13 protein-coding genes are annotated in these 15839 nt (G+C 69.2%); 6 read left to right on the top strand and 7 right to left on the bottom strand.

What is annotated here, in order from left to right; translation table 11 throughout:
* Positions 1–55: 55 nt before the first annotated feature.
* Positions 56–604, bottom strand: a complete 549-nt coding sequence (locus ABD104_RS14930) for a Bug family tripartite tricarboxylate transporter substrate binding protein (RefSeq protein ID WP_165963260.1) — start codon at positions 602–604, stop codon at positions 56–58.
* Between the two features lie 201 nt (positions 605–805).
* Here ABD104_RS14930 and ABD104_RS14925 point away from each other — a divergent pair, with 201 nt between their 5' ends.
* Positions 806–2641: an ABCB family ABC transporter ATP-binding protein/permease gene (locus tag ABD104_RS14925; protein WP_343927747.1), complete on the top strand. Its 1836-nt coding sequence runs from the start codon at positions 806–808 to the stop codon at positions 2639–2641.
* Positions 2642–2651: 10 nt separating this feature from the next.
* Here ABD104_RS14925 and ABD104_RS14920 read toward each other — a convergent pair whose 3' ends face one another.
* Both ABD104_RS14920 and ABD104_RS14915 read right to left on the bottom strand, forming a co-directional pair.
* Positions 2652–3311: a bifunctional 4-hydroxy-2-oxoglutarate aldolase/2-dehydro-3-deoxy-phosphogluconate aldolase gene (locus tag ABD104_RS14920; RefSeq protein WP_343927746.1), complete on the bottom strand. Its 660-nt coding sequence runs from the start codon at positions 3309–3311 to the stop codon at positions 2652–2654.
* Positions 3312–3389: 78 nt separating this feature from the next.
* Positions 3390–4595, bottom strand: a complete 1206-nt coding sequence (locus tag ABD104_RS14915) for an MFS transporter (RefSeq protein ID WP_343927745.1) — start codon at positions 4593–4595, stop codon at positions 3390–3392.
* A gap of 156 nt (positions 4596–4751) precedes the next feature.
* On the opposite strand from ABD104_RS14915, the gene ABD104_RS14910 reads away from it, so the two are divergent.
* Entirely contained in the window at positions 4752–5048 is a 297-nt protein-coding gene (locus ABD104_RS14910) for an acylphosphatase (protein WP_343927744.1), read from the top strand.
* On the opposite strand, the gene ABD104_RS14905 is transcribed toward ABD104_RS14910, so the two are convergent.
* From ABD104_RS14905 to ABD104_RS14890, 4 genes are all read right to left on the bottom strand, one after another.
* Positions 5049–6521 carry an aldehyde dehydrogenase family protein gene (locus tag ABD104_RS14905; RefSeq protein WP_343927743.1) on the bottom strand — a complete coding sequence of 491 codons (1473 nt, stop codon included), beginning with the start codon at positions 6519–6521 and terminating at the stop codon, positions 5049–5051.
* A 27-nt stretch (positions 6522–6548) separates the two neighbouring features.
* Positions 6549–8339, bottom strand: a complete 1791-nt coding sequence (locus tag ABD104_RS14900) for a thiamine pyrophosphate-binding protein (protein ID WP_343927742.1) — start codon at positions 8337–8339, stop codon at positions 6549–6551.
* Between the two features lie 39 nt (positions 8340–8378).
* Positions 8379–9353 (bottom strand): tripartite tricarboxylate transporter substrate binding protein, encoded by a 975-nt coding sequence (locus ABD104_RS14895; RefSeq protein ID WP_087838983.1) that lies wholly within the window; start codon positions 9351–9353, stop codon positions 8379–8381.
* 306 nt (positions 9354–9659) lie between these two features.
* On the bottom strand, positions 9660–10454 hold the full coding sequence (locus ABD104_RS14890; protein WP_087838984.1) for an enoyl-CoA hydratase-related protein: 795 nt from the start codon (positions 10452–10454) through the stop codon (positions 9660–9662).
* A gap of 191 nt (positions 10455–10645) precedes the next feature.
* On the opposite strand from ABD104_RS14890, the gene ABD104_RS14885 reads away from it, so the two are divergent.
* The 4 genes from ABD104_RS14885 (at position 10646) to ABD104_RS14870 (ending at position 15835) form a co-directional block, all read left to right on the top strand.
* Complete coding sequence (locus ABD104_RS14885; protein WP_132980255.1) at positions 10646–11473, top strand: DUF3014 domain-containing protein; 828 nt, start codon at positions 10646–10648, stop codon at positions 11471–11473.
* 257 nt (positions 11474–11730) lie between these two features.
* Positions 11731–12237, top strand: a complete 507-nt coding sequence (locus ABD104_RS14880) for a (2Fe-2S)-binding protein (protein WP_087838986.1) — start codon at positions 11731–11733, stop codon at positions 12235–12237.
* Entirely contained in the window at positions 12234–14507 is a 2274-nt protein-coding gene (locus tag ABD104_RS14875) for a xanthine dehydrogenase family protein molybdopterin-binding subunit (RefSeq protein ID WP_343927741.1), read from the top strand. Before ABD104_RS14880 ends, ABD104_RS14875 begins: the two co-directional genes overlap by 4 nt.
* Positions 14507–15835, top strand: coding sequence for a cytochrome c (locus tag ABD104_RS14870; RefSeq protein WP_343927740.1), 1329 nt, complete (start codon positions 14507–14509; stop codon positions 15833–15835). Before ABD104_RS14875 ends, ABD104_RS14870 begins: the two co-directional genes overlap by 1 nt.
* Positions 15836–15839: the final 4 nt, after the last annotated feature.

Genomic DNA, 15839 nt, shown 5'->3' with positions numbered 1-15839 from the left:
TTCGCGATGCTGCCTGCGATTAAAACGGCAGCATGATGTGCCCGGAGCGTTCCACTTAAAATCTCAAAATACTGTCCAAACAACCGGAGCCACCTCTGAACGACAACTGGGCGCCAGGCCGCGCCGCGTACGCGGCGAACTCCTTGACTGTCTTGACGGGCAGCCCGGCGTTCACGCCCAGCCAAAGCTGGGCGGTGAAGAGCTGGGCCACCGGCACGAAGCTGGCCACCGGGTCGTAGCCGGCCGAGCGCAGCAGGTGCGGCGCCTGCACGTAGGGTGTGGTGCCCAGCAGCATGGTGCGGCCGTCGGGCGGCGACTTGGCCACGTGGGCGGCGCCGATGACGCCGGAAGCGCCGGCGCGGTTGTCCACGACCACCGGCACGCCCCACTCCTTGGACAAGGGTTCGGCCACCAGTCGCGCGGCGTTGTCGAACGAGCTGCCGGCACGGCCGGACACCACGATGGTCACGCGGCCACCGTCGAAAGGCTCGGCCGCCGCCGGCACCGCGCCCACGAACAGCGCGGCGCATGCCAGGACCGGCAGGCAGGCCAGCACGCGGCATGCGCGCCGGCGCGCGCGAACGCCAGAAATGTCTGATTCCATGGTTGTCTCCCCTTTTCCCGGGTGGTTTGTCGTGCGAATACTGGAATCCGGGCGGGAAGCGGTCAAACGGAATTCTCGCCGGCTGAGACAACGCAAACGGCTGCCGTCGCCGCCCCCGCGTCGGCGCATCCCCATGGGGTAAACGAGCCTGGATATCCGAACAGGCGTATCGTTGCCAACATTGCTTCCTGGAAACACGCTTTGAACACACCTGCTCCTGCGCGCCGCCCCGGCGGCGGCCTGGCCACCCTGCGCACCCTGCTCCCCTACCTGTGGCCGGCCCACGCGCCCCGGCTGCGCCTGCGCATCGTGGCCGCCCTGGCACTGCTGGTCGCCGCCAAGGTCGCCAACGTCTACGTCCCCATCTTCTACAAGTCGGCGGTGGACGCCCTGGGCGGCACGGCGGCCGCCGCGCTGGCCATCCCGGTGGGGATGATCCTGGCCTACGGCGGCGCCCGCGTCCTGTCGCTGGTGTTCTCGGAACTGCGCGACGCGGTGTTCGCGCGCGTGGCGCAGAACGCCATCCGCGTCGTCGGCCTGCAGGTGTTCCGCCACCTGCACGGGCTGGCGCTGCGCTTCCACCTGGCCCGCCAGACCGGCGGGCTCACGCGTTCCATCGAGCGCGGCACGCGGGCGATCAGCACGCTGCTGTCCTACATGCTGTTCAACGTGCTGCCCACGCTGTTCGAGATCGGGCTGGTCACCGTGATCCTGTGGCACATGTTCGACGCCTGGTTCGCGCTGGCGACCCTGGTCACGGTGGTGCTGTACATCGCCTACACGCTGCTCGTCACCGAATGGCGCACGAAGTTCCGGCGCCAGATGAACGAGACCGACTCCGAGGCCAACACCAAGGCCATCGACAGCCTGCTCAACTACGAGACCGTGAAGTACTTCGGCAACGAGGAACACGAGGCGCGGCGCTACGACCACGCGCTGGGCCGCTACGAGCGCGCGGCGGTCAAGAGCCAGGTCAGCCTGTCGCTGCTGAACATCGGCCAGGCCGCGATCATCTCGGTCGGCCTGACCGTGGTGATGTGGATGGCGGCGCGCGGCATCGTCGCCGGCCGCCTGAGCATCGGCGACTTCGTGCTGGTCAACGCCTACCTGCTACAGCTCTACCAGCCGCTGAACTTCTTCGGCTTCGTCTACCGCGAGATCAAGCAATCGCTGATCGACATGGACCGCATGTTCGAGCTGCTGTCGGAAGACCGCGAGATCGCCGACGAGCCCGGCGCGCCCGACCTGCGCGTGGACGGCGCCACCGTCGAGTTCCGCCACGTGGTGTTCGGCTATGATCCGCGGCGCCTGATCCTGAAGGACGTCAGCTTCACCATACCCGCGGGCAGGACGGTGGCCGTGGTGGGCTCGTCGGGCGCGGGCAAGTCCACCCTGAGCCGGCTGCTGTTCCGCTTCTACGACGTCAGCGGCGGCGCGATCCTGATAGACGGCCAGGACATCCGCAAGATCAGCCAGTCCAGCCTGCGCGCGGCCATCGGCATCGTGCCGCAGGACACCGTGCTGTTCAACGACACCATCTACTACAACATCGCCTACGGGCGCCCGGGCGCGACCCAGGCCGAGATCGAGGAAGCCGCGCGCCTGGCCCACATCCACGACTTCATCCTGGCCATGCCCGACGGCTACCAGACCGTGGTGGGCGAACGCGGACTGAAGCTCTCCGGCGGCGAGAAGCAGCGCGTGGCGATCGCCCGCACCATCCTGAAGCGGCCGGCGGTGCTGGTGTTCGACGAGGCCACCAGCGCGCTGGACACGCACACCGAACGCGAGATCCAGGGCAACCTGCGCGAGGTCAGCCGCGGACGCACCACGCTGACCATCGCCCACCGCCTGTCCACCATCATCGACGCCGACGAGATCATCGTGCTGGACGGCGGCCGGGTGGTGGAGCGCGGCCGCCATCACCAGTTGTTGACGCTGGACGGGGCCTATGCGGCCATGTGGCGCCGGCAGCAGGAAAGCACCGCGGGCGGCGACGAGCTCAAGCCCTACCAGGCCGCGGAGCAGGCCACCTGATTCGATCCGGTCAGGCGGCCGCGGCGTCCTGGAGCGTGGCCTGGAGCGACGCCACCAGCGCCTCGGTGTCGCGCGCGGCCAGCCGCGCCTTGTCGAACAGGTTGCTGCCCATGCCGACGATATCGGCGCCGGCGCGGTAATAGGCGGACATGTTCTCGCGCGTCACGCCCCCGGTCGGGCAGAACAGCGTGTCGGGGAAGACCGCCTTCACCGCCGCCAGGTGGCCCGGGCCGCCGGTGCCGGCGGGAAAGATCTTCACCACGTCGGCGCCGGCCGCCTTCGCCGCGAGGATCTCGGTGGGCGTGAACGCGCCCAGCATGCTCAGGGCGCCCGCCGCGCCCGCCAGTTCCACCAGCGCCGGCACGACGCCCGGCGCGACCAGGAAATCGGCGCCGGCTTCCAGGGCCGAGCGGGCCTGCTCGGCATCCAGCACGGTGCCCACGCCTATCAGCACGTCCACGTGGCCGGCCCGTTCGGCCTCGGTCCGCAGCGCTCGCAGGACATCCAGCACGCCGGGAATGGTCCAGGTCAGCTCGATGCCCCGGCAGCCGGCGCGCAAAGCCACCTGCGCGGCGTAAAGGGCGGTCTCGGCGTCCTGGTAGCGCAGGACGGGGATCAGCCGCGCGGCCCGCAGCACGGCCCAGCGCTGCTGGGGGATGGAATCGGCCATGTTCGTCGTCCGGGAAGAATCCGACACAGGCTAGCATGGCGCGGGGCGCGCGCCTGTAAGGGGCGGCAACACGCGCCGCTAGCGGGTGGACGGGGATACGGCCCTGGATGCGCGCGGCCGCAGGGTCCAGGCCGCCGCGGCGGCCAGCGCGGCCACGGCGCCGCCGATCGACACGCCATGCCAGCCGGCATGCGCGTAAAGCCAGGCCGATGCCAGCGAGCCCAGCGAGCCGCCGATGAAGTAGCTCGTCATGTAGGCCGCCGTCAGGCGGCCGCGCGCCTCGGGGCGGATGCGATAGATGGCGTTCTGGTTGCTGATGTGCGAGGCCTGCGCGCCCAGGTCCATCAGGATCACGCCGACCACCAGCAGCGCCACGGAATACTGGCCGAGCACGATGGGCAGCCACGACACCAGCAGCACCGCCAGGCCGAAGCGCGTGGCGGTCTCGCCCCTGCCGCGGTCGGCCAGCCGCCCCACCCGGGCGGCTGCCAGCGCGCCGGCCGCGCCCGCCAGGCCGAACAGGCCGATGGTGAAGGTGGAATAGCCGAACGGCGGCGCCGACAGCAGGAAGGCCAGCGACGTCCAGAACATGGCGAAGCTGGAAAAGGTCAGGGCGCCGAGCAGGGCACGGGTGCGCAACACCGGTTCCTGGGCGAACAGCGCCGCGATCGATGCGATCAGCCGGGGATACGGCATGCCGGCCGCCTGCGCCGGATGGTGCGGCAGCGAGCGGCGCAGGATGAAGGCCAGCGCGGCCATCAGGAGCGCGGCGATCCCGTAGACCAGGCGCCAGTTGCCCAGCGCCGCCACCAGTCCCGCGAAGGTGCGCGCCAGCAGGATGCCCAGCAGCAGGCCGCTCATCAGCGTGCCCACCACCCTGCCGCGTTCGTTCGGCGCCGCCAGCGTGGCGCCGAAGGGTACCAGCACCTGGGCGACCACCGAGAACAGCCCGGCCACGGTCGTGCCGGCCAGCAGTACCGGCAGGTTGCCGGCCAGCGCGCTGGCGCACAGCCCGCCGGCGGCCAGCAGCGTCATCACGAAGATCAGGTTGCGCCGGTCCAGCAGATCGCCCAGCGGGACCAGCAGGAACAGTCCCACCGCGTAGCTGACCTGGGCCGCCGTCACGATGGAGCCGGCCTCGGGCACGGACAGGCCGAGGTCGCCGGCGATCACGTGCAGCAACGGCTGGGCGTAGTAGTTGGCCGCCACGGTCAGGCCGGTGGCGATGGACATCAGCCAGACCAGGCCGGGACTCAGGGAAGGGGATGCAGCGTGTGTCGTCATGACGGCATTATTCCCCACGATGCATCGATCAAGCCAATGGACCCCGCGCAGCGTGCGCCGGGCGGGCACGTTTTCCGCTGGTAGACTTCCAGTCCGACCGCCGCCGCGCCCCGGCCCTGGTCGAGCAATTCCCACCCAACCATTCCCGAACCGACCATGCAAGAACTCGACAGCTCCCCCTCCCTGGAAACCGTCATCGTCCGCGTGACCGGCAGGGTCCAGGGCGTGGGCTTCCGCCTGGCCACGGTCCGACGCGCCCACATGGTGGGCGTGGGCGGCTGGGTGCGCAACAACGACGACGGCTCGGTCGAGGCGCTGGTGCAGGGCACCCCCGACCAGGTCGACCAGATGCTCGAATGGATGCGCCAGGGACCGCCCCAGGCGCGCGTGGACGATCTTTCGAGCGAACGCCAGTTCATCGACCGGCGGTTCGCCCGCTTCGAACAGCAGTGATCAGCCCAGCTTGATGTTCACGTTCTTGGTGTAAGTGAACTCCAGCAATTCCTCGAAGCATTCCTCGCGACCGATCCCCGACTGCTTGACGCCGCCGAAAGGCGCGCCCAGGAAGTGCTGGCTGGTGTTGTTGATCCACACGTAGCCCGTCGTCATGCGCCGGGCGGCCCGGTGCGCCGTGTCCAGGTCGCGGGTCCAGATCGACCCCGTCAGCCCGAAGTCCACGTCGTTCACCTGCTCGAACAGCGCATCCTCGTCGCGCCACTTGAACACCGACAGGATGGGACCGAAGACTTCCTCGCGCGCCAGCCGCATGTGCGGCTGCACGTCGGCGAACACCGTCGGCTCGAAGAAGAACCCTTGCGCCAGCGCGGGGTCGGCGGGCCGCTTGCCACCGCTCACCAGCCGCGCCCCTTCCTCCAGGGCGGAAGCGACGAAGCCCTCGACCTTCTGCAATTGCGCCCGGCTGACCAGCGCCCCCATGGTGGTGGCCGGGTCGATGGGGATGCCGGGCTTGTGGCGCTCGGGCAGCAGGCGGGCCACGGCCTCGAGCACGCGGTCGTGGATGGACTCGTGCAGGAAGACCCTGCTGGTGGAGCCGCAACTCTGGCCCGACCAGGTGAAGTTCATGCCGCCGATGATGCCCTGCACCAGCTTGTCGACATCGGCATCCGGATAGGCGATCAGCGCGTTCTTGCCGCCCAGCTCCAGCAGCACGGGCTTCAAGTCGCGGGCCGCCGTCTCCATGACCGCCTTGCCGGTCGGCACGCCGCCGATCAGCGTGACCTTGCGCACCAGCGGATGCCGCGACATGGCGTCGCCGCATTCGCGGCCGCCGCACAGGAAGTTCACCACGCCCGGCGGGAAGATGTCGCCCACCAGCTCGGCCAGCCGGATGATGGACAGCGGCGCCTGGTCGGGCGCCTTGACCACCACCGTGTTGCCCGCGGCCAGCGGCGCCGCGATGCGCAGCGCCGCGAACATCAGCGGATGGTTGTAGGCGACGATGCGGGCGATCACGCCCATGGGCTCGCGCACGGTGTAGTTCAGGTTGCCGTCGCCCATGGGTATCGTCTCGCCCTTGACCTCGGCGGCCAGGCCGGCGAAGTACTCCAGGCCGTCGGCGGCGAAACCGGCATCGTTCAACAGGGCGGAGACGGGATTCCCGTTGTTCAGCGAATCGAGCTGCGCCAGCGGCAGCGCGTGTTCGCGCAGGACGGCGGCGGCGCGGCGCAGGTAGTCGGCCCGGCGCGCGGGCGGCAGGCTGGCCCAGGCCGGAAACGCGGCCTGGGCCGCGCGCACGGCGGCGTCCACGTCGTCCGCGCCCGCCACCGGAGCCTGGGTGATGGCTTCGTCATAGGCGGGATTGATGGTGTCGGCATACAGGCCGGAGGCCGGTTCGTGCCAGGCGCCGCCGTAGTACAGGCTGCGCCGGGTGGGAAGTATGCCCGGGGGGATCTCGTGAGCACGCATGGAAGACTCTCTTGAAAAAAGCGGAAGCTAGTGGCTGGAACGGGTCAGGCCCGCGGTCATGGCGGGGTTGTAGCCGGGCTGGACGATGGCATCGACGACCACGATGCCGCCCTGCCTGACCGTCGCGACGGCCTCGGCCAGGACGCGCTCGAGCTCGTCCGCGCGCCGGACCGGCCCGATGCCGGTCAGCCCCTGTGCCCGCGCGATCGCCGCCAGGTCGGGGGCGGGCTCGTCGATCCGCTGTCCTACCCAGCGGTTCTCGACCGGCCGGCCGCGCTGGCGCGCCACGCGTTCCTGGTGGACCTCGTCGTTGAAGAACGAGCGGTTGTTGCAGACGATCATCAACATGGGGATGCCGGCATGGGCGGCCGTCCACAGCGCGTTCACGCCCATCATGTAGTCGCCGTCGCCGATCAGCGCTACCGGCAGGCGATCGCCGCCCTTGAGCGCCAGCGCCGATCCGATCGCCATGCCGGGGCCCGAGCCCACGCCGCCGCCGCCGTCGTAGCCGACGAAATCCAGCGGATGCCGGAAGTCCCAGAACTCGCCGCTCCAGCTGAGCGGCAGGCGCGTCAGGCACGTCGGCGCATCGCCCAGCACCTTGCGCAGCACGGCGGCCACGGTGGGCACGGTCATGGGCGCGGCCGGGTCTCCGGGTATTTCGGGGCGCCGCACCGGCGCCGCCGCAGGCGCCTGCTCGCGGCGTGGCGTCACGTGTTCGTTCAGCAGCGCGACCGCGGGTTCGGGTTCGGACAACAGGAAGAGATCGACCGGCGGCAGGCCCTGGTGGTCCATGCTCCAGCCGTTGTGGCTGTAGTGGTCCACCGACACCTGGATGACGCGGCTGCCCACCGGGTCGGCGCCCCAGGCCTGCTTGAGCGTACCCGCCAGGTCCAGCCAGTCCAGGCTCAGCACCACGTCGGCCTCGCGCAGCACCTTCTGCGCCTCGGGATGCAAGAACATGCCGCTGGGCGCTGCATGCAGCGGATGATCGGTGGGGAAGGCGGCGCCCACCTTCAGGTCGGTCAGCACCTGCGCCCGCAGGGTCTCGGCCAGGCGCACGCGCGCGGCCCAGCCTTCCTCGGAGCGCGACACCCGTCCGGCCAGGATGACGGGGCGCTTCGCCTGCGACAGCCAGGCCGCGGCCTGCCGCACCTGCTCGTCCGCCGGCCGGGCGGGCGGCGGCGGCAGGTAGCGGGCGGGATCGGGCAGCGGGATGTCCTCGTCGCAGCGCGCCTCCTGCACCGCCGCATCCAGACAGACGTATACCGGGCCGTGCGGCGCCGTGGTCGCGATCTGGCGGGCGCGCAGCAGGGCTTCCAGCGCGGCGGGCACGGACGCGGGCTGGGCGTCCCACTTGACGAAGTGCCGCACCAGGGCGCCCTGGTCCTGCGCGGTATGGATCCAGTCTATCCACGGCCGGCGCTTGGCCGCATCCACCGGCCCGGTCGCACCCAGGATGATCACCGGCGTGCGGTCCACCCAGGCATCGTAGATGGCCATGGACCCGTGCATCAGGCCCACGTTCGCATGCAGCGCAGCGCCCAGCGGCTTGCCGGTCACCTTGGCATAGCCGTGCGCGATGGCGACCGCGTGCTCTTCGTGCAGCACCACGATCATCTGCGGCTGGCGGTTGCCCAGGTGGTTGACCAGGCTGTCGTGCAGGCCGCGATAGCTCGACCCCGGGTTCAGGATCAGATAGGGAATGTCCAGCTCGCGCAGCAGGTCGGCGATCCTGTCGCTGCCCCATGCCACGCCGTCGTGTTCCCACGGCTGGGGTTCATCGCGTCGCACCAGCGATTCGGTGGAGGACTTCATGGTGTTTCCTGTGTATGAAGAAAAAGGCGGAGAGAAGATTCAATCGACGCGGATGTTGGCGCGCTTGATGACCTCGGCCCAGCGCTTGCGGTCGTCGCGCATCATCCGGTCCAGCTCGGCCGGCGTGCTGGTGGCGGCCTGTATGCCCTGCTCGGCCAGCTTGGCCTGCACCGCCGGCATCTTCAGCGCGCGGTTCAGCTCGGCGTTCAGCTTCTGCACGATATCGGGCGGCGTGCCGGCGGGCGCGATCAACCCGATCCAGATGTCGCTCGCGAAATTCGGCACCTTCTCGGCAATGGTGGGCACCTCGGGCAGCGTCTGCAGCCGCTGCGCACCCGTCACGCCCAGCGCCCTGAGGCGGCCGTTCTGGATGTAGGGCAACGCGGAATTGATGGGGCAGAACATGACGTCCACCGTGCCCGCCAGCACGTCCACCAGCGCCGGGTTCGAGCCCTTGTAGGGCACGTGGGTCATCTGGGTGGAAGTCAGCGACTGGAAGATCTCGGCCGACATGTGCTGCGGGCTGCCTGAACCGGCCGACGCATAGGTCAGCTTGCCTGGCTCGGCCTTGGCCATGGCAATCAGTTCCTCGATCGAACCGGCCTTCGACTGGCTGGGCACGACCAGCGTCATGGGCAGCGTGGCCATCAGGCCGATTCCCATCAGGTCCTTCTGCACGTCGAAGGGCAGCTTGGGATACAGCGCGGGGTTGACGGCCACGGTCTGGTTGGGCGCGATTCCCAGCGTATAGCCGTCGGGCCTGGCCTTGGCCACCTGGTCGGTGCCTATGTTGCCGGCGGCGCCAGGCTTGTTCTCCACCACGAAGGGCTGGCCGAGCGTCTTCGACATTTCCTCGCCCAGCACGCGGGCCAGCACGTCGTTCGAGCCGCCCGGCGGCAGCGGCACGATGATGCGTATGGGCTTGCTGGGATAGTCCTGGGCGGACGCGGCGGCGGCCGCGCAACAACCGATGAGCGCCGCGGCGAACGCCGCGCGATAGGGATGTTTCATCATGTCTCCTCGCTGTGGTCCGCGCCGCGCGAGGCGAGAGGCGTCACGCAGCGGGCCGTTTCGTTGGCGGGGCCATGATAGGGACTGGCATCCGGGCGTTCAATCTTGAATGTTGAATCAATTCACTCAACCTTGAATGATGATTCAATGTTCGAAACCGAGGCGACGCGCTCGGGACGGCGCGGACGACGGCGCGGGTCGTCACGGGCCGGGACGAAAGAGAAGGGAAGGGATGAAAAGACGGCCGGCGAATCGGCCGGGCGGAAAGCGGAGCCGCCGCGGCCCGAGCGGCCACGGCGGCGGCGGGAATCAGCGTCCCTTGAACACCGGGGCGCGCTTCTCGATGAAGGCGCGCATGCCTTCCTTCTGGTCCTGGCTGTCGAACAGCCGCTCGAAGGCGCGGCGCTCGATGGCCAGCCCGGCTTCCAGGCTGGCGTCCGCTCCCAGCCGCACGGCATCGCGGATGGCGCGCACCGCCAGCGGCGGCATGGCGCAGATCTGGCGCGCGATGGCCAGGGCGCGTTCGAGCGCGGTGCCGTCGGGCACGAGTTCGCTGACCATGTTGGAGTGATAGGCCGTCCTGGCCGGGATGCGATCGCCCGTCAGCGACCACAGCAGCGTCTTGTACTTGCCCGCCGAGCGCAGCAGGCGCTGCGTGCCGCCGCCGCCGGGAATGATGCCGACCTTGATCTCGGGCTGGCCGAAGCTCGCGCCCTCGGCCGCGATGATGATGTCGCAGGCCAGCGCCAGCTCGCATCCGCCTCCCAGCGCGAAACCCTCGACCGCCGCGATGACCGGCTTGCCCAGCCCGCGCAGCACGTGGAATACCTGGTCGCCGCCCTGCAGGGCGTGGTCCGTGGGCTGCATGGTGGACATCTCGACGATGTCCGAGCCCGCGACGAAATAGCCGCCGGCGCCGGTCAGCACGATGCAGCCGATGGCCGGGTCCTGCTCGAACTCGCGCAGGTAGCGCACCAGCGTGGCCTTGACCTCGGCATTCAGGGCATTCTTCCGCTCGGGGCGGTCGATCACGATGACGCCGACGTTGTCGTGACGCTCTTGGCGCACCGGCGCCTTGTTCTGTTGGGCTTGACTGTCAGACATGGGGAATCCAGTGGAGTTGGGGGAAAGGCGGTTGCAGGCTGCGATCTTCGAGAATACACAAAAATGGCGGCGTGGCTTCCGTGCCTTTTCCGCACGCGGGGATGCCGATGCGGCAACTACCCCGTACCGGCCTGTGAACCCTTCCGCGCGGCTGGTACAGTGTTTCCGGACTCAATCGACATAGGCACGCCATGAACCGACTGTCTTCCCTCGTCGTGGTGCTGGCCCTGGCAGCCATCGGCACCGGCCTTTACCTGTGGCTGCGGCCACAGCCAGAGCCGCCGACGTCTGTGGCGGAGTCTCCTCCGGCGGCCGCGGAATCCGCCGAACCGCCCGCGCCGCCGCCGCCCGAGCCGGAGATCCAGCACCCCATCGAACCGCCCCCCGCCGCCGAGACGGCCGAGCCGCCGGCCGCGCCCGACATCACCGTGGCCATGACCGGCCTCCTGGGCCGGGATGCCGTGCTGTCTTTCTTCAACCTGGATCATTTCATCCAGCGCGCGGTGGCCACGGTGGACAATCTCGCCCGCCCGCACGCGCCCCCGCGGGTCTGGCCGCTCAACCCCACGCAGGGCCGCTTCGCCGTCGAGGGCGCGGCGCCCGGCGAACGCATCGCCGCCGCCAACTACAACCGCTACCGGCCCTTCGTGGCCGCCGTCACGGCCGTCGGCACCGACAAGGCGGCCGCGCTCTACAAGCAGCTCTATCCCCAGTTCCAGAAGGCCTACGAGGACCTGGGCTATCCGCGCGGCTACTTCAACGACCGCCTGGTGGCCGTGATCGACACGCTGCTGGCCACGCCCGATCCGGCCGAGCCCGTGGCCGTGAACCTGCCCGAGGTGAAAGGCCCCAAGGAACTCCAGCGTCCGTGGGTAAGTTACGAATACTCCGACCCCGCCCTGGAATCGCTTACCTCGGGGCAGAAGATCCTGCTGCGCATGGGCCCGGACAACCGGCGCGCGCTCAAGGCCAAGCTGGCGGACTTCCGGCGCCACGTCACGCAATCGATGACGCGCTGAGGCCGGTGCGAGCCGGGCGGTCAAGGCGCGGTCCCGCTCCTTGCTGCCATTAATTACCGGCCACTCGGTTTGCATTTACGTCCAGATCAGTGTAAACCCTAGGTTTTTCCAGCGACGCCGTCCGCGCGAGACGGCCCTCCGGCAACAAGTCGACACACCTATGTGTCCTCGCCAGCCCATGGTCCAGCTAGGGTAATGGTGGCTCCGCATCGCGTTGCGAGCCGGCCGGTTGAACGCCACCAACACAGGAAACGAACATGGCATCGTTAAAACTCCAGGTGAACGGCGGAGAGCATTCCGTCGAAGCCGACAAGGACACCCCGCTGCTCTACATCCTGCGCAATGATCTGGCCTTGAACGGACCGAAATTCGGCTGTGGACTGGGCGAATGCGGCGCCTGTACGGTGCTGATCGACGGCAAGGCCGCGCGCTCATGCCTGATCCCCGCTGGCAGCGTGCAGGGCAACCCCATCGTCACCCTGGAGGGCCTGGCCAAGGGCGACGCCCTCGATCCCGTGCAGCAGGCGTTCATCGAAGAAAACGCCGCCCAGTGCGGCTACTGCATCAACGGCATGATCATGGCCGCGCGGGCGCTGCTGGACCGCAATCCGCGCCCCACGGTGGACGAGATCAAGCAGGCGCTGGCCTACAACCTGTGCCGCTGCGGCACCCACATCGAGATCATCAAGGCGGTGCAGCGGGCCGCCGAACTGCAAGGCAAGGCCGCGCCCATGACGGCCGCCATGGCGGAGGGCGCGCAATGAAGACGACTTCGCACGCCCCGCGCCTCTCGCGCCGCCAGTTCCTGGCGGCCACCGGCAGCCTCGCGGTCACTTTCACGTTCCCCGCCCTGGTCAAGCGCGGCATGGCCGCCGCCGGCCCGGCCACCGATGCCGGCTCGCAACTGGTGGACAAGACCCTCGTCTCGGCCTATGTGCAACTGATGGCCGACGGCACCGTCCGCGCCTGCAACGGCCACGTCGACCTGGGCACCGGCATCCGCACGGCGTTCATGCAGATCGTGGCCGAAGAACTGGACGTCGGCATGAGCCAGGTCACCATGGTGCTGGGCGACACCGACGCGACGCCCAACCAGGGTCCCACCATCGCCAGCAACTCGGTACAGGCGTCGGCCGTGCCCATGCGCAAGGCCGCGGCGCAGATCCGGCAATTCCTGCTGGAAGAGGCGGCGCGCCGCCACGACGTGCCGGTCTCCTCGCTCGTCACCCGCAACGGCCAGGTACTGCGCGCCAGCGGCGAGCGCCTGGCCTCCTACGGCGAACTGATCGAGAACAAGACACTGTCGGTGCCGCTGGCGGCCGACGTTCCGCTCAAGCCGGTCTCGGAATACACCATCGTCGGCAGCCCCGTGCCGCGCGTCGACATTCCCGCCAAGGTCGCCGGCAAGCTGACCTACGTCCACGACGTGCGCCTGCCGGGCATGCTGCACGCGCGCATCGTGCGGCCGCCCTACCTGGGCCGCGACTCGGGCGGCATGGTGGCCACCAGCCTGGAATCGGTGGACGAGTCCTCGGTGGCCAAGGTGAAGTCCCTGGTGAAAGTCGTCGTCATCAAGGACTTCGTGGCTGTCGTCGCACGCCGCGAGGAAGACGCCATCCTGGCTTCGCGCCTGCTGAAGGTGAAATGGAAGGCGCCGCCGGCGCTGGGCTCCATGGCCTCGCTCACCGACGCGCTCGCCTCCCAGCCTTCCAAGCAGCGCCCCCTGGCCAGGAAGGGCGACCCGGACAAGGCCCTGGCATCGGCCAAGAACACGGTGAAGGCGACCTACGTGTGGCCCTACCAGATGCACGGCTCCATCGGCCCGTCCTGCGGCGTGGCCGACTGGAAGGACCAGAAGCTGACTGTCTGGAGCGGCAGCCAGAACCCCCATAACCTGCACAGCGACATCGCCAAGATGCTCGACATCCCGGAAGACCGCATCCGCGTCGTGCGGATGGAGGCCTCGGGCTGCTACGGCCGCAACTGCGCCGACGACGCTTCGGCCGATGCCGCGGTGCTGGCGCGCGAGCTGGGCCAGCCGGTGCGCGTGCAATACATGCGCGAGGAAGAGCACGCCTGGGAGCCCAAGGGTACGGCCCAGACCATGGACGTGCACGGCGGCATCGCCGGCTCCGATTCGCTGGTCTACCGCTTCGGCACCCGCTATCCCTCCAACGGCGCGCCGCTGCTGGCTTCGCTGCTGATGGGCAAAGAGAAGGCCGAGGCCACGGTGTTCGAGATGGGCGACCGCACCGCCATCCCGCAGTACCGCGCCTCGGACCTGGACATCGTGGCGCTGGACATGGCGCCCATCGTGCGCGCGTCGTGGATGCGCGGCGTGGCCGCGCTGCCCAATGTCTTCGCGCACGAATCCTTCATGGACGAACTCGCGGCCCGGGAGGGCGCCGATCCGGTCGAGTTCCGCCTGCGCTTCATGGAGGACCCGCGCCCCATCGCGCTGCTCAAGGCCGTGGCCGAGAAGGCCGGCTGGCAGCCGCGCAAGGCGCCGGCCGAGCGGCCCGCCAAGGGCATCGTCAAGGGCCGCGGCGTGGCCCAGCACCAGTACGTGCACGGCACCTTCCCCGGCGTGGGCGCCTCGTGGTGCGCCTGGGTGGCCGACGTCGAGGTCGACCTGGACACCGGCAAGGTACGGGTGACCCGCGTCGTGGCGGGCCAGGACTGTGGCCTGATGATCAATCCCGACGGCGTGCGCCACCAGGTGCAAGGCAACGTCATCCAGACCGTCAGCCGCACGCTGAAGGAAAGCGTGAGCTTCGACCAGAACGGCGTCTCCAGCCTGGAATGGGGCGCCTATCCCATCCTCAAGTTCACCGAGCTGCCCGAGGTCGACGTGGTACTGATGCCGCCCAACGGCAATCCGCCGTTGGGCTCCGGCGAATCGGCGTCCGTTCCCGGTCCCGCCGCCATCGCCAACGCGATCTTCGACGCCACCGGCCTGCGCCTGCGTGAAGCGCCCTTCACGCCCGAACGCGTGCGGGCCGCCCTTGCCGCCGCCAACAAGGAGACCAAATAATGAGCCGCGCCGCCAAGTGGTTGCTGACCATCGTGATCCTGCTGGTCGTCGTCGTGGCCGGCGCAGCGCTGATCGCGCATGAGCCGGAGATCCCCACCGCGACGGTGGATACCAGTCAATTCCCCGAAGAACAAGTCCGGCGCGGCCAGGAAGTCGCAGCCGCCGGCATGTGCGTCGTCTGCCATACCGCGCCGGGCGGGCAGGCCAACGCCGGCGGGTTCCACATGGAGACGCCCTTCGGCGTCATCGTCTCGACCAACATCACGCCCGATACCGAGACCGGCATAGGCGGATGGTCGTTCGAGGCCTTCGAGCGGGCCATGCGCCGCGGCATCGCCCGCGACGGCACGCATCTCTACCCGGCCTTCCCGTACACCTCGTTCACCAAGATGAGCGACGAGGACATGCATGACTTGTACGCCTACATGATGAGCCAGCCGCCGGTCCGCAACCAGCCGCAGGAAACCCATCTGCCGTTCCCCTTCAACCAGCGCATGCTGATGGCCGGGTGGAACCTGCTGTTCCTGGACCGCGATCCGGTGGCCAAGGTGGCCTCGGAATCGGAAGCCTGGAACCGCGGCCAGTACCTGGCGGTCGCGCTGGGCCACTGCAGCGCCTGCCATACGCCCCGCAACGCGCTGGGCGCCGAAAAAAGCGGAAAGGACTACCTGGGCGGCGGCGAAGCCGAAGGCTGGATCGCCCCGGCGCTCAATGGGTCCTCCAAGGCGCCGATACCGTGGACCGAACAGGCCCTGTTCGACTACCTGCGCGCCGGCTACTCGGACCAGCATGGCGCGGCCGGCGCATCCATGACCCCGGTGGTACGCGTCGGCACCTCGCAGATCGCCGAGTCCGACACCCGTGCGCTGGCCACCTACATCGCCAGCCAGATGGCCGGGGCCGGCCAGGGCAAGACCGGCCCCACGCCGCCACAGCGCGAGGCGGCGGCGCAGGCCGCGGTCGCCACCACCGACACGCTGGGCGCCCGCATCTACGCCAACGCGTGCGCGGCCTGCCACCACCCCGGCCCCGGCGGCCCCGACCTGTTCGGCACCCAGCCGCCGCTGTGGCTGGCCACCTCGCTGAACCTGGACCAGCCCGACAACGTGATCCGCTACGTCCTGAACGGCACCCAGCACGATGCGGGCAACCCGCGGGGCGGCCACATGCCGGGCTATGCGTATGCACTGAACGATGCGCAGGTCGCGGCGGTGGTGCAGTTCATGCGCGAGTCCTTCACCGGCCAGCCGGCCTGGAATGGCGTGCAGGATGCGGTCAGGCGGATCCGGGGCGAGTATCCGCTGGCGTTGCAGGGGAGGGAGCAATAACGGG

Source organism: Pigmentiphaga daeguensis (assembly GCF_039523035.1).
Lineage (GTDB): Bacteria > Pseudomonadota > Gammaproteobacteria > Burkholderiales > Burkholderiaceae_B > Pigmentiphaga > Pigmentiphaga daeguensis.
Note: the sequence above shows the minus strand (reverse complement) of the source record. Positions and strands in the feature narration are given on the sequence as shown.

Coding starts and splice junctions, on each gene's coding strand:
- ABD104_RS14930 (WP_165963260.1), bottom strand. CDS start 604: ATGGAATCAGACATTTCTGGCGTTCGCGCGCGCCGGCGCGCATGCCGC.
- ABD104_RS14920 (WP_343927746.1), bottom strand. CDS start 3,311: ATGGCCGATTCCATCCCCCAGCAGCGCTGGGCCGTGCTGCGGGCCGCG.
- ABD104_RS14915 (WP_343927745.1), bottom strand. CDS start 4,595: ATGACGACACACGCTGCATCCCCTTCCCTGAGTCCCGGCCTGGTCTGG.
- ABD104_RS14910 (WP_343927744.1), top strand. CDS start 4,752: ATGCAAGAACTCGACAGCTCCCCCTCCCTGGAAACCGTCATCGTCCGC.
- ABD104_RS14905 (WP_343927743.1), bottom strand. CDS start 6,521: ATGCGTGCTCACGAGATCCCCCCGGGCATACTTCCCACCCGGCGCAGC.
- ABD104_RS14900 (WP_343927742.1), bottom strand. CDS start 8,339: ATGAAGTCCTCCACCGAATCGCTGGTGCGACGCGATGAACCCCAGCCG.
- ABD104_RS14895 (WP_087838983.1), bottom strand. CDS start 9,353: ATGATGAAACATCCCTATCGCGCGGCGTTCGCCGCGGCGCTCATCGGT.
- ABD104_RS14890 (WP_087838984.1), bottom strand. CDS start 10,454: ATGTCTGACAGTCAAGCCCAACAGAACAAGGCGCCGGTGCGCCAAGAG.
- ABD104_RS14885 (WP_132980255.1), top strand. CDS start 10,646: ATGAACCGACTGTCTTCCCTCGTCGTGGTGCTGGCCCTGGCAGCCATC.
- ABD104_RS14880 (WP_087838986.1), top strand. CDS start 11,731: ATGGCATCGTTAAAACTCCAGGTGAACGGCGGAGAGCATTCCGTCGAA.
- ABD104_RS14875 (WP_343927741.1), top strand. CDS start 12,234: ATGAAGACGACTTCGCACGCCCCGCGCCTCTCGCGCCGCCAGTTCCTG.
- ABD104_RS14870 (WP_343927740.1), top strand. CDS start 14,507: ATGAGCCGCGCCGCCAAGTGGTTGCTGACCATCGTGATCCTGCTGGTC.